Source organism: Gemmiger qucibialis (genome assembly GCF_027689445.1).
Classification (GTDB): Bacteria; Bacillota; Clostridia; order Oscillospirales; family Ruminococcaceae; genus Gemmiger; species Gemmiger qucibialis.
Genome location: NZ_JAQFEN010000001.1, coordinates 148,366 through 162,007 on the forward strand (window position 1 = coordinate 148,366; position 13,642 = coordinate 162,007).

The window sequence follows — 13,642 nt, forward strand, 5'->3', positions numbered from 1 at the left end:
GAATTTCAAAACTTTTTTCATCTTTTATGGAGGAAATTATCGTATGAAACTCGCTCTCGTTCGTGCCTGTACCCGCAGCGCCTGTTTTGAGCTGCAAAACAACACCTGCTATACCGCCCCTGCCCCGTTCCGGGTTCAGCTGAACGGCCAGACTGTGCTGGAAGCCTGCTGCACCAACGTGTTCAGCGTGTTCAGCCTGGAACCCGGCAAAACCTACCACCTGGAAGTGCTTGCCACTGATGGCGATACCGGTACACTGGACTTTGCCACCGCGGCGGAAAGCTTTTTTGTAGACGCTTCCCGCTATGGCCTGGTGAATGACGGCGTGACCGACAACACCGCCTTTTTGCAGGCTGCGCTTTCCACCTGCCCGCCGGGCGGCACGGTGTATGTGCCCGCCGGTACTTACCGCACCCAGAGCCTGTTTTTGTGCAGCAACACCACCCTGTACCTGGAAAAAGGCTGCACCCTGCTGGGCGGCACCGACCGCCGCGAATATCCCATCCTGCCCGGTGTGCTGCCCTGCGCCGATGAACAGCACGAAGCCTATCTCGGCGGCTGGGAGGGAAACCCGCTGGACTGCTTTGCCGGTTTGATCAATGTCATCAATGCCGAAAATGTGACCATCACCGGCGAAGGCTGCATCAACGCCAACGCTGACAACGGCGACTGGTACCAGCACATCAAGGTGAAACTTATCGCCTGGCGGCCGCGGCTCTTCTTTACCAGCAAAGCCAAGAATGTGACCCTGCACGGTGTGGAGGTGTGCAACAGCTTCTCCTGGACCATCCACCCCACCTACTCGGACGGGGTGAACATCCTGCAGCTGCAGATCCACAACCGTGCCGACAGCCCCAACACCGACGGCATTGACCCCGAAAGCTGCAAGAATGTGAACATCATCGGTGATTACATCCATGTTGGCGATGACTGCATCGCCCTCAAGTCCGGCAAACTCTTCCTTGGCACTGTGATGCATACCCCCTGCGAGAATGTGACCATCCGCAACTGCAACCTGAACCGCGGCCATGGTGGCCTGGTTATTGGCAGCGAGATGAGCGGCGGCGTGAAAAATGTGGTGATGACCCAGTGCCTGATGGACCACACCGACCGCGGCCTGCGCATCAAGACCCGCCGCGGTCGCGGCAAGAACGCCGTGATCGACGGGCTGGTGTTCCGCAACGTGGAAATGCGCCATGTGCTGACCCCATTCGTCATCAACATGTTCTACTTCTGTGACCCGGACGGCAAGAGCGACTATGTACAGAGCCATGAACCCCTGCCGCTGGACGATGCTACCCCCCGCCTGGGCAGCCTGACGATGGAAAATATCACCGCCACCGACGCCGAGTATGCAGGCTGCTGGTTCAGCGGTCTGCCGGAGCAGCCGGTTGAAAAAGTGGAGATGAACAATGTCAGCATCTCCTTTGCCGAAAACGCCGGGGCTGGCCACGCCGCCATGATGTGCGGTGCCGCCGAATGCAGCAAGCTGGCGATCTGGGCCGAAAACGTGAAGGAGATTCACTTCCACAATGTCAAACTGGAGGGCTATGCAGGCGAACGCCTGAACTTTATCAACGTTGGCAGCTTTAAGGAGGATTAAGCCATGACCCATGAAGAGATTTTGACCACCCTGGGCAATTATGTGGATTATCTGATTGCCGGCAGCTCTGCCGAAGCCCCACTGTGGAACATTGAAAAGGTGCGCAGCGGCAAGCCCAATAAATGGAACTATGTGGACGGCTGCATGATCACCGCCTGCCTGAGCCTGTACAAGACCACCGGGGATGAAAAGTTCCTGAAGTTCTCCCGCGATTTTGTAGACTACTTTGTCAAGGATGGCGGCGAGATCTACACCTTTGACGCCAACGAGCATAACCTGGACAACATCAACCAGGGCAAAAACCTGTTTTCCCTGGTTGATTTGACCGGCGAACAGCGCTACCGGGATGCCATCAACACCATCCGCGCCCAGCTGGACACCCAGCCCCGCACCAAGGATGGCAATTTCTGGCACAAAGCCATCTACCCGTGGCAGGTTTGGCTGGACGGCACCTATATGGCGCAGCCATTCTACATGGAATACGAGACCCGCTGCAACGGCATGAAGGGCTGCCAGGACAGTTATAAGCAGTTCATGAACATCAAAAAGTACATGCGAGACCCCAAAACCGGCCTGTACTACCACGGCTATGATGAAAGCCGCCAGATGTACTGGGCCGATCCTGTAACCGGCTGCAGCGCAAACTTCTGGCTGCGCGCCATGGGCTGGTTCCTGGTTGCCATGGTGGATGTTCTGGAGCGCATGGACGAGCAGATGTATTACGAATACCGCGCCATTATGGCTATGTTCAAGGAAGCCGTGGAGGCCATGATCCAGTTCCAGGACGCCGAGACCGGCATGTTCTGGCAGGTCATTGATAAAGCCGGCGTACCGGGCAACTATCTGGAAACCTCCGGCAGCTCCCTGTTCGCTTACGCCGTGCTCAAAGGCGTGCGGCTGGGCTACCTGCCCAAGCGGTTCCGCGCTTACGGCGAAAAGGCATTCTATGGCACCTGTGACAAATACCTGGGTGTGAACGATAAGGGCGAGCTGCAACTGTCCGGCATCTGCCTGGTAGCCGGTTTGGGCGGCGCCACCCGCCGCGATGGCAGCCTGGAATACTATTTCAGCGAGCCGGTTGTGGAAAACGACGCCAAGGGCGTTGCCCCCCTGCTGCTGGCCTATACCGAAATGATCATCCAGTAAGGAGGTTCCGCTGTTATGGCCGTATTTACCGTTGGTGCCCGCCTGCATGATTATGGTAAGGGCACGCCCGATGAGCTGTTTGGCAAGGTTTCCGCAGACGGGTTTGCCTGCGTGCAGCTGGCCTACAAAAAATGCGTGCCCGGCGTTGCCAGCTATGCGGACGTTACCCCGCAGCTGGTGCAGAACACGCTGGAAGCGCAAAAGAAGCACAACATCGCTGTTGCCGTGCTGGGCACCTATGTGGAGCTTGCCATCGCGGACGAAGTGCAGCGCAGCGCCAACGCAGCGGATTTCAAAAGCCAGCTGGCCGTGTGCAAGGCGCTGAACGCGGGCTGCATTGGCACCGAGACTACCGGCATGCACAAGCAGCCCGCCGGCACCACCCGCGAGCGAGCCCAATATATGCTCTGCAAAAGCCTGGAAACCATTCTGCCGGAAGCCGAGCGCCTTGGCGTGACCGTTGCCATTGAGCCCGTTGTTGGCGACAGCACCAACACCCCGCAGGCAGCGCGGCACATCCTGGATATGATGCAAAGCCCCGCGCTGGGGGTCATCCTGGACATGAGCAACCTGGTCAACTTTGAGGGCAAGGACAACCAGCAGCCCCTGTGGGACGCCATGGGCGAGCTGCTTGGGGACAAAATCAAGGCCGTACACTTTAAGGGCAAGAACTTTGCGCCGGACGGCACCATGCTGCACACCAGCCTGGAAGATTCCTGCACTGATTACGCCGGTGCCTTTGCCATGCTGCGCACCCTGCCGCAGCCGTTGCCCGTTCTGCGCGAGGAAGCCGTGCCCGCCCATGCTGCCAGCGATATTGCTTTTATCAAACAGTTTTTCTAAGCGCTTCTTTTTGCCCCACCGGACCGGAGTATTTGCACTGATACCATGGAAGCCTTTTTGTGAAAGGAACCGATTCAATATGGAACGCAAGCTTGTAACCGTTGCCGTGGATGGCAGCGCTGAATTTACCACCCTGACCGCCGCTGCTGCCGCGCAGGACCCCGCCCAGCCGCTTCACTTTGTGCTGGGGGTCGGGACCTATTATGAACGCCCTTTTTTGGAACTGGCGGATTACATCATCACCGGTGCCGGGATGGGGCAGACCGTGATCTCCGCCGGGGCCGCCGGGCGCGACCCCTGGCCCGGCGAGGAGCGCACCGGTACCTTTCGCAGCCAGACGCTTTTCCTTGGTGGCGGCAGCGCCCGGCTGGAGCACCTGACCGTGGAAAACACCGCCGGTGATGGTGCGGACCGCGGCCAGGCGCTGGCGGTATATGCCGATGCCAGCCGTGTGTGCATGGTGGATGTTTCCCTGCACGGCAACCAGGATACGCTGTTCACCGCTCCCCTGCCGCTGGCCGTGCGGCAGAAAAACGGTTTCCGCGGTCCGCGGGAGAACACGCCCCGGCTGGACACCAAACAATACTACCGTGACTGCGAGATTTCCGGCAACATTGATTTCATTTTCGGCGGGGCCAACGCGGTGTTTGACCATTGCCGCATTGTGCCCGTTGCCCACCGCGGCGTTACCAGCTATATTGCCGCCGCCAGCACGCCGCAGGGCAAGCCGGGCTACCTGTTTGCCGACTGCACCGTGCAGGGCAACAGCCCCGCAGGCAGTGTTTATCTGGGCCGCCCGTGGCGGCAATATGCCCGCGTGTACTGGCTGGACTGCGATTTAAGCGATGAGATCATCCCCCTTGGGTGGGACAACTGGTCTGACCCTGCCAACGAGGAAACCGTTCACTTTGGCGAGTACGGCTCCAAGGGCCCCGGTGCCCCCAAAGCAAGCCCCGCCCGCGCCGGTTACGCCGCCCTGAATGATGAAGCCTCCGCCCAGGAAATGCGCGCCATGCTGGCTGAATTCCGGGCCGACTTCGGTGCAGAAGCGTAACAAGCTCTTTGCGGAGCTGCCAATTATAACATTCCACCTCCTAAAAAAGCAGCAAGCCCGCACCGCGTCCCTGTATGCGCCTGCGGGCTTGCTGCTGTCATATCGCCGCTTTGATTCCAGAAAGGATTTTTTATGAGCTATACCAAACTGGACCTTCTGCAGGACCTGGCTGATATGGGCCTGACCGGGCAGGAAACCATTCTGATCCATTCTTCCATGAAGTCCATCGGCCCGGTGGACGGCGGTGCCGATACTGTGCTGGATTATTGAAAATTGCTATATATCAAAGTAAATGCCCCACAGTTGGCGGGCGGATACCGGTCGTGGTTCCGAGCCGTGCATGTGGGGCATTGGTATACCTTCTATTGAGTTTATGTTTTATAGGCAAAGTAGCAAAGTATAGGAAAGAGAATTGATGGCAAGGCTGCCAAACGGGATGATGGCAAGCATCGTCCCCTACAAATTATCTTTTAGGTGCACAATGAATGATTTTATGTTTCTCCGCGGCGGGGTGAGAGCATCCCGCCCTACTGGTATTTTAGAAGGTTAGCCGCGCACAATAAAATGTTCTGTAGGGAATGGTCTTGACCGTTCCGGGGCATTGCAACTTCTGACATAAAAGATTTTTTGAATTTTCTCCTGCTAAGTAAAAGCTATTTTTTAGCGCATCTTATCCAAAAGAATCTTTAGTTTATCTCTATCCCACAACAAAACATTTGTCTTTTGTGCTGTTTCTATTGCGGCCGGTGTAAAGTAATTATTGGTTAGAACAACGGCTACCATACAGTGATAATAACTCGCTCCCGACAGTGCTTCTTGCACTGCATGGTTGCCAACTTTTCCTCCATATCTTTTACATTGAATTCCATAAGTAATATCATCTTTTTCCGCCAATATATCAATTCCATAATCTCCACTTGTCGATGTTATTTTTACCTTTTGAAATCCATTGTTTGATAGTATTTTCGCGCAAAACTGCTCAAACTGGGTGCCGTCCATCTCATCTAACCGTGAAAGCATCGTTTTGGGTTCAGTTTTTTGCTTTTCACTGTGTTCACCTTTTTCTTTGTTCTTTCTCTCATATCGCTGCGTGCAATAATAGCGGTAATAGTAGCAGATGTTTTTCCAGTCGTTTTCCGAAATCAATATATCTCTGTTGCCGTGATTAACTTCTGTCCACGGTTCTATCCAACCTCTAGATTCAAAAAAAGCAATAAATTCACTTGCTTTTTCACTTCCTAAATTATAGCGTTTTTGTAATCTGTATGCAGAAATCCCTTTATAAGTAAAAGCATCATCCATAATACGCCATACTAATTCACTGTCTGGGATTTTGCTCCCATCAAAGACCATATTTTCTGAAACATCCTCAACTGCATATGCTGAATTTACTTTCGCCTTTTCTTTTTCCCTTGCTCGGTTACAAAATTTTTTAACCACATGATATAAATGCAAAATAGTACACATTATTAGCCATACTGGCAATGCCAAAATGGCACAACCAATGACTGCTACTACCGTTTGGGCGCCTGTTCCGCTCATAAGTCCACCGCTAAAAGCAAGAGCACTCCATAGTATAAAGCATATTGTGTATACAGCAAGCGACTTTATCGAAAAGATATACCTTAAAAAGTTCTTGCAAAATTCTATAGCTACATTTATATATCGGTTTTCTTTTGATTTTTCAAAAAGATGCATACTTCCTCACACTTAATTGTCCATTCCTTAATTGCCTAATCAAAAATCCGAACTATTTTTATTATACTACAAGTCTTCCCGTTTTTAAATGCCATTTTCTCCTATTAAACCGGAACACTTCTCAAAGCTGCGTCTTTACATAACAACAGCCCCGGCTCTGCAAACGCAGAACCGGGGCTGTAATACTTAAATGATACCTATGTACCTTATTTACCGCCCATGAAAGCCGGCAGAGGTTTGCCCTCTTTGAGCCACTGGTGGTATTCGGCGGTGGCGGCAAATTCCACGTCACCGGCGGAGTTCAGCGCAGTCTCAACGGAGTCCTGAATAACGCCAATGATGAAGCCAACGCCGACGACCTGCATGGCAATATCATTGGAAATGCCAAACAGCGAGCAGGCCATGGGGATGAGCAGCAGCGAACCGCCCGCAACACCGGAAGCGCCGCATGCGCCCAAAGCCGACATGATGGACAGCAGGATGGCGGCAGGCACGGAGACCTGCATGCCCAGCGTGTTGGCGGCAGCCAGCGTCATGATGGTGATGGTAATGGCAGCGCCGTCCATATTGATGGTTGCGCCCAGCGGGATGGAGACGGAGTAAATATCCTTATCCAGGCCCAGCTTTTCGCACAGAGACATGTTGACCGGGATGTTGGCGGCGGAGCTGCGGGTGAAGAAAGCGGTCAGGCCGCTTTCACGCAGGCAGCGGAACACCAGTGGGTAGGGGTTGCGGTGCAGGTAGATAGAGATGATGAACGGGTTGATCACCAGCGCCATCAGCAGCATGGTGCCCACCAGCAGCAGCAACAGGCGCCCGTACTGGGTAAAGATGGACAGGCCGTTGTCCGCCACGTTGGTAAACACCAGGCCCATAATGCCAAACGGCGCCAGGTTGATGACCCACCGCACAATGGTAGAAATTGCATCCGCCGTGTTGGCCATAAAGTTCTTGGTGGTATCGCTGCCCAGCTTTTTCATGGCAAGGCCGAACAGGCAGGCCCACATCAGGATGCCGATATAGTTGCCGTTCATGATGGAAGCAACCGGGTTAGAAACGATGTTGGAAAGCAGGGTGTGCATCACATCACCCAGGCCCTGGGGCACCACATCTGCCGTGGCAGCTTCCGCCAGAACCAGCGTCTGCGGGTACAGCTTGCTGGTCACAACGCTGAGCGCAGCCGCCACAAAGGTGGTGAGCATGTACAGCCAGACCACCGTACCAAAGCGGCGGTCCAGCTTGGAGGAGCCCTGCGCCAGTGCACTGGCAACAATAACAAACACCAGCACCGGTGCAACGCCTTTCAGCGCGCCGACAAACAGGTTGCCGAATTCTTCGATCCATGCAGCACCGGGGCAGATCAAAGCCAGCACCGAACCGACCACCAGGCCGATTGCAATGCGCAGGATCAGGCTGGTGGAGTTGTACTTGGCAGCCAGCGTTTTGGCCGCTTTTGTGAGTTGATTCATAACGATTCCTCTTCCCTATTTTAATTGGGTTTGGCAGACGTTCCGCACCTGCCCATTCCGCAGCCGCCCGCACAAACGGTTTCGCGGAACGTTTTCCATTATACCGCAATCATTCAAGATTGCAATAGGGCGGACAGGTGTGCCCCGTGGAAAAACAATCTATTTTTATCGTTGATACGAAGTAAAAAATATTTAAAAAAATGTTTTTGTGGGCAATATATCTGTGTTCCGTCCGTGGACATTTCGTTGTATGAAAGAGGGCAGCATACGAATACACTGTCCTTTTATCTTGCTTTATTGGGAACACGGTTTAGAGCCAGATTCAGGGCCACAGGGGAACGCAGGCATATGGAAATTCGCCTGACAGCTTGTGGTAAACCTTCATATGGCCTTTTTTCCTCACTGATACCGGAGCGGTAATCATCTCTCTGCTTTTGGCAGGGCAATAAACAAACTTAAAAGCCAAGACAAAGAAAAAGAGCCTCAAGCCAAAGCTTGAAGCTCTTTGGTGCGGATGAAGGGATTTGAACCCACACTCTTTTAAGGGAACTAGAACCTGAATCTAGCGCGTCTGCCAGTTCCGCCACATCCGCTTATTTTGTTTGGCCGCCTCACCAGCGACGAGTATTATTATAACCAAGTATCCCCCTTTTGTCAACACTTTTTGAAAGTTTTTTTATTATTTTATGCCTTTTTAGTTTCGTCAAAATACAGTTCGTTTCATCGTCATTTATTCCCCATATCTTACAAAGTTTTTCCTGTTTTTGTTTCCCGAACTCCCCTTTTTCATCCAAAATTCCTCTTTCCAAAAGAAAAACACAAAATTTCCTTTGTGATTTTTTCAAAAAAGAGTAGCGATATTTTTCTTTTCCCCGTAAAAGGTTGACTTTTTATAAGGCAATACCGCATAATTCTAAGTGCCGATACGGCGAGCGAGGTGAGGCAGCTGCTAAGCCAAAAGCACAGATAATCCTGGATGTATTATCGAGCATTTTGGCAACGCAGATGCCGTGCCGTAGCTGCCGGAGCGGTGCTTAAGCCGCAAGGCGGGAATTATGCGGTATTGCCTTAGGGATAGATCAACCCTTGCCCCTTAACCGCGACCTGAAATACACCTTCCCAAGGTAGGGCGGTGTGAGTGCCCCCTCCTGCTCCACTTTTTCAACGTTCCGAATAGTGTCCTCTCCCCTATCTACAATTCCTGATGTTTTCATGATGCCTTCCTTGGTCTTCCACACCCGGCCTTTGCCCCCTCCCCGTCCCATAAGTCGTACACAACAAAAAGGCCCCTGCCTTAACAGCAGGGGCCTTGAAAGCTATATCACAAGCCGAAAATTACTTCTCGATCTTGGAAACAACGCCGGAACCAACAGTGTGGCCGCCTTCGCGGATAGCGAAACGCATGCCTTCTTCCATGGCAACCGGGGTAATCAGCTCAACGTGCATATCAACGTTGTCGCCGGGCATGCACATCTCAGTGCCTTCGGGCAGGGTGATGATGCCGGTAACGTCGGTAGTACGGAAGTAGAACTGAGGACGATAGTTGTTGAAGAACGGGGTATGACGGCCGCCTTCTTCCTTCTTCAGGACGTAAACATGGCCATCGAAAGTGGTGTGAGGATGAACAGAGCCGGGAACAGCCAGAACCTGGCCACGCTCGATCTGGTCACGGTCAATACCACGCAGCAGAGCGCCGATGTTGTCGCCAGCCTGAGCGAACTCGAGGCTCTTGCGGAACATTTCCAGACCAGTGATGGTGGTGGTCAGCTTCTCTTCCTTCAGACCAACGATTTCCATCTGATCGCCGACATGAGCAGTACCACGCTCAACACGACCGGTAGCAACGGTGCCACGGCCGGAGATGGTCATAACGTCCTCAACGGGCATCAGGAACGGCTTATCAGCAGCACGGTCCGGGGTCGGGATGTAGCTGTCAACAGCGTCCATCAGCTCCCAAATGCACTTGTATTCCGGAGCATCGGGATCCTTGGAAGTGCTCTCCAGAGCCTTCAGAGCGGAGCCACGGATGATCGGGGTGTTGTCGCCGTCGAAATCCTGGCTGTCCAGCAGTTCGCGAACTTCCATTTCGACCAGGTCGAGCAGCTCTTCGTCGTCAACCATATCGCACTTGTTCAGGAACACAACGATCTTGGGCACGCCAACCTGACGAGCCAGCAGGATGTGCTCACGGGTCTGCGGCATCGGGCCATCGGTTGCAGCAACAACCAGGATAGCGCCGTCCATCTGAGCAGCACCGGTGATCATGTTCTTGATGTAGTCAGCATGGCCCGGGCAGTCAACGTGGGCATAGTGACGCTTCGCGGTGTGGTACTCAACGTGAGCGGTGTTGATCGTGATACCACGAGCCTTCTCTTCAGGAGCCTTATCGATGCTGGAGTAATCCATGAAATCGGCGTCGCCCTTCAGAGCCAGAACCTTGGTGATAGCGGCAGTCAGAGTGGTCTTGCCGTGGTCAACGTGACCGATGGTACCGATGTTGACATGCTCCAAAGAGCGGTCAAATTTTTCCTTTTCAGCCATTGGAAGTATCCTCCTTTAATTCAAACAGATAAAATAGCCTGTTGTAAGGCTATCATACTAGATTTTTCAAGAAAAATCAAGTATTTTGCGCGAATTTGTGCAGAATCAGCCCTTATTGCGCTCGGTCATGATCTTATCTGCAACACTCTTGGGAACCTGCTGGTAATCAGCCGGCTCCATGGAGTACTGGCCACGGCCCTGGGTCTTGGAACGCAGGTCAGTAGCGTAACCGAACATCTCGGACAGAGGAACCATAGCGGTGACACGGGCAGTGCCATCGGTGGATTCCTGGTTCTGGATCGCGCCGCGGCGGCTGTTCAAGTCGCCAATGACGTTGCCCATATACTCGTCAGGAACAACAACGTCAACCTTCATGATGGGCTCCATGATGACGGGATCAGCCTTCTTCATAGCATCCTTGAATGCCATGGAGCCGGCGATGGAGAACGCCATTTCAGAGGAGTCAACTTCATGATAGGAGCCATCCCACAGAGTGACCTTGACATCCACGACAGGATAGCCAGCCAGAATGCCGGACTTCATCGCGCCCTGGATACCGTTGTCAACAGCGGGGATGTATTCCTTCGGGATAGCGCCGCCAACAATACCGTTGACAAACTCATAACCCTTACCCGGGTTGGGCTCAATCTTGATCTTAACGTGACCATACTGGCCCTTACCACCGGACTGACGTGCGTACTTGGTTTCCTGGTTAGCATCCTTGCGGATGGTTTCACGATAGGCAACCTGAGGTGCGCCAACGTTAGCTTCGACCTTAAACTCGCGGAGCAGACGGTCCACGATGATTTCCAGGTGGAGCTCGCCCATGCCGGCGATGATGGTCTGACCGGTTTCTTCATCGGTCCAGGTACGGAAAGTCGGGTCCTCTTCAGCCAGCTTAGACAGGGCAATACCCATCTTCTCGCTGCCAGCCTTGGTCTTGGGCTCGATGGCAACGCGGATAACCGGCTCGGGGAAGTTCATGGACTCGAGGATGATGGGATGCTTCTCATCGCACAGGGTATCACCAGTGGTGGTGTTCTTCAGACCAACAGCAGCGGCGATATCGCCAGCGTAGCAGATGTCGATATCCTTACGGTTGTTTGCATGCATCTGCAGGATACGGCCGATACGCTCGTCCTGATCCTTAACAGAGTTGTAAACAGTGGTGCCAGCCTCAACGGTACCAGAGTACACGCGGAAGAAGCACAGCTTACCGACATACGGGTCAGTCATAATCTTGAATGCCAGTGCAGAGAACGGCTGATCATCGGAAGAAGTGCGATCTTCTTCCTCGCCAGTCTCCGGGTTGGTGCCCTTGATGGCCGCAACGTCGGTCGGAGCAGGCATATAATCAACGATTGCATCCAACAGTTTCTGAACGCCACGGTTCTTGTAAGAAGAGCCGCAGACAACAGGAACGATCTCGTTGGAAATAGTAGCCTTACGCAGAGCAGCCTTGATTTCTCCCTTGGTCAGCTCTTCGCCGTCCAGGTACTTCATCATCAGCTCTTCGTCGGTCTCAGCAACAGCTTCGATCAGCTTGTCATGATATTCCTGAGCCTGTTCTTTCAGGTCTTCAGGAATTTCCTCAACGCGCACATCATTGCCCATATCATCATAGTAGATATCGGCTTTCATGTCGATCAGATCGATGATGCCGCGGAAAGTGTCTTCCTGGCCGACAGGCAACTGGATAGGCACACCGTTGGCATGCAGACGATCATGCATCATCTGTACGCAGCGGAAGAAGTCAGCACCCATGGTATCCATCTTGTTGACGTAAACCATGCGGGGAACCTTGTACTCGTCAGCCTGGCGCCAAACGGTTTCAGACTGAGGCTCAACGCCACCCTTTGCGGCCAGAACGGTAACAGAACCGTCCAGAACACGCAGAGAACGCTGAACTTCAACAGTAAAGTCAACGTGGCCCGGGGTGTCGATGATGTTGATACGATGACGGTTCTTTTTGAACAGAGCCGGATCGTGCTGGGTCTCGGTGTGGCTCCAGTAGCAGGTGGTTGCAGCGGAAGTGATGGTAATACCACGTTCCTGTTCCTGCTCCATCCAGTCCATCGTAGCAGCGCCGTCATGAACTTCGCCGATCTTATGGTTAATACCGGTGTAGTACAGAATGCGCTCGGTGGTGGTGGTCTTGCCTGCGTCGATGTGGGCCATGATACCGATATTTCGGGTCATTTGCAGGGATACGTCTCTCGGCGTTGCCATGGCTTAAACCTCCTCAGTAAGCAGATCAATAACGGTAATGCGCGAAAGCCTTGTTGGCTTCTGCCATCTTGTGGGTATCTTCGCGCTTCTTGACGGCGCCGCCAACGTTGTTGGTAGCGTCGATGATCTCGGCGGCCAGGCGAGCGGACATGGTCTTTTCACCACGGCTGCGGCTGTACAGAGTCAGCCAGCGCAGGCCGAGGGTCTCGCGGCGGGCGGGGCTGACCTCCAGGGGAACCTGGTAGGTGGAGCCGCCGACACGGCGGGCCTTAACTTCGAGGCTGGGCATGATGTTTTCCATGGCCTTCTCGAACATTTCGAGAGGATCGTTGCCGGTCTTCTCTTTGACAGTCTCAAAAGCTTCGTAAACGATCTTCTGAGCGACGCCCTTCTTGCCATCCAGCATGATGCTGTTGACCAGACGGGTGACGAGCTTGGAATTGTAAATAGGATCAGCCAGAACTTCGCGCTTTGCGATTTTACCTCTTCTGGGCATCTTTCTTCCCTCCTTCACATTAATGATATCATCGGTACTCGAAAGTTAAAGAAAACTCCCGTTATGCCACAAAAGGGTCAGCTGACCATTTTATGGCGAAAAGATGTTTCCTTACTTCTTGGCACCGGCCTTGGGACGCTTTGCGCCGTATTTGCTGCGAGCCTGGTTACGGTTTGCAACACCCTGAGTATCCAGAGTACCACGGATGATGTGGTAACGGACACCGGGCAGGTCCTTAACACGACCGCCACGGATCAGGACAACGCTGTGCTCCTGCAGGTTATGGCCGATACCAGGAATGTAGGAGGTGACCTCGATACCATTCGTCAGGCGGACACGGGCAACTTTACGCAGAGCAGAGTTGGGCTTTTTGGGGGTCATGGTACGAACAGCGGTGCAAACACCACGCTTCTGGGGGCTGTTCATGGTGGTGTACTGCTTCTTCTGGGAGTTGTAGCTCTTCTGAAGGGCAGGAGCAGTGCTCTTGGTTACCAGGACCTCACGGCCTTTGCGTACGAGCTGGTTAAAAGTAGGCATTTCTTTTCTCCTTTCTTGATTATTCC

General features: G+C 53.3%; 12 protein-coding genes and 1 tRNA gene. 5 read left to right on the forward strand and 8 right to left on the reverse strand.

Annotated features, from left to right (window positions below; translation table 11 throughout):
* Positions 1-43 precede the first annotated feature (43 nt).
* The 5 genes from PG062_RS00715 (at position 44) to PG062_RS00735 (ending at position 4,916) form a co-directional block, all read left to right on the forward strand.
* Positions 44-1,603 carry a glycoside hydrolase family 28 protein gene (locus PG062_RS00715; RefSeq protein ID WP_270750585.1) on the forward strand — a complete coding sequence of 520 codons (1,560 nt, stop codon included), beginning with the start codon at positions 44-46 and terminating at the stop codon, positions 1,601-1,603.
* Between the two features lie 3 nt (positions 1,604-1,606).
* Positions 1,607-2,749 carry a glycoside hydrolase family 88/105 protein gene (locus PG062_RS00720; protein ID WP_270750587.1) on the forward strand — a complete coding sequence of 381 codons (1,143 nt, stop codon included), beginning with the start codon at positions 1,607-1,609 and terminating at the stop codon, positions 2,747-2,749.
* A gap of 15 nt (positions 2,750-2,764) precedes the next feature.
* Positions 2,765-3,592, forward strand: coding sequence for a sugar phosphate isomerase/epimerase family protein (locus tag PG062_RS00725; RefSeq protein WP_270750588.1), 828 nt, complete (start codon positions 2,765-2,767; stop codon positions 3,590-3,592).
* A 79-nt stretch (positions 3,593-3,671) separates the two neighbouring features.
* A complete protein-coding gene (locus tag PG062_RS00730; protein ID WP_270750589.1) occupies positions 3,672-4,646 on the forward strand; it encodes a pectinesterase family protein in 975 nt (324 codons plus the stop codon).
* 132 nt (positions 4,647-4,778) lie between these two features.
* Positions 4,779-4,916 carry a hypothetical protein gene (locus PG062_RS00735; RefSeq protein ID WP_270750591.1) on the forward strand — a complete coding sequence of 46 codons (138 nt, stop codon included), beginning with the start codon at positions 4,779-4,781 and terminating at the stop codon, positions 4,914-4,916.
* Positions 4,917-5,306: 390 nt separating this feature from the next.
* Here the strand turns inward: PG062_RS00735 and PG062_RS00740 are convergent, their stop codons facing one another.
* The 8 genes from PG062_RS00740 to rpsL all read right to left on the reverse strand — a co-directional run bounded on the left by PG062_RS00740 (position 5,307) and on the right by rpsL (position 13,616).
* The gene (locus PG062_RS00740) at positions 5,307-6,188 is read right to left on the reverse strand and encodes a restriction endonuclease (RefSeq protein WP_270750592.1); all 882 of its coding nucleotides are present in this window, start codon (positions 6,186-6,188) and stop codon (positions 5,307-5,309) included.
* Between the two features lie 362 nt (positions 6,189-6,550).
* The gene (sstT, locus tag PG062_RS00745) at positions 6,551-7,813 is read right to left on the reverse strand and encodes a serine/threonine transporter SstT (RefSeq protein ID WP_270750593.1); all 1,263 of its coding nucleotides are present in this window, start codon (positions 7,811-7,813) and stop codon (positions 6,551-6,553) included.
* A 506-nt stretch (positions 7,814-8,319) separates the two neighbouring features.
* Positions 8,320-8,406: transfer RNA gene (locus tag PG062_RS00750), tRNA-Leu, on the reverse strand.
* Positions 8,407-8,424: 18 nt separating this feature from the next.
* Positions 8,425-8,658 carry a hypothetical protein gene (locus PG062_RS00755; RefSeq protein WP_270750594.1) on the reverse strand — a complete coding sequence of 78 codons (234 nt, stop codon included), beginning with the start codon at positions 8,656-8,658 and terminating at the stop codon, positions 8,425-8,427.
* Between the two features lie 490 nt (positions 8,659-9,148).
* Positions 9,149-10,354, reverse strand: coding sequence for an elongation factor Tu (gene tuf / locus PG062_RS00760; RefSeq protein ID WP_113999047.1), 1,206 nt, complete (start codon positions 10,352-10,354; stop codon positions 9,149-9,151).
* 105 nt (positions 10,355-10,459) lie between these two features.
* The gene (fusA, locus tag PG062_RS00765) at positions 10,460-12,583 is read right to left on the reverse strand and encodes an elongation factor G (protein ID WP_270750596.1); all 2,124 of its coding nucleotides are present in this window, start codon (positions 12,581-12,583) and stop codon (positions 10,460-10,462) included.
* A 25-nt stretch (positions 12,584-12,608) separates the two neighbouring features.
* Positions 12,609-13,079, reverse strand: coding sequence for a 30S ribosomal protein S7 (rpsG, locus tag PG062_RS00770; RefSeq protein WP_113999045.1), 471 nt, complete (start codon positions 13,077-13,079; stop codon positions 12,609-12,611).
* A gap of 111 nt (positions 13,080-13,190) precedes the next feature.
* Entirely contained in the window at positions 13,191-13,616 is a 426-nt protein-coding gene (gene rpsL, locus PG062_RS00775; RefSeq protein ID WP_113999044.1) for a 30S ribosomal protein S12, read from the reverse strand.
* Between the last annotated feature and the right edge of the window lie 26 nt (positions 13,617-13,642).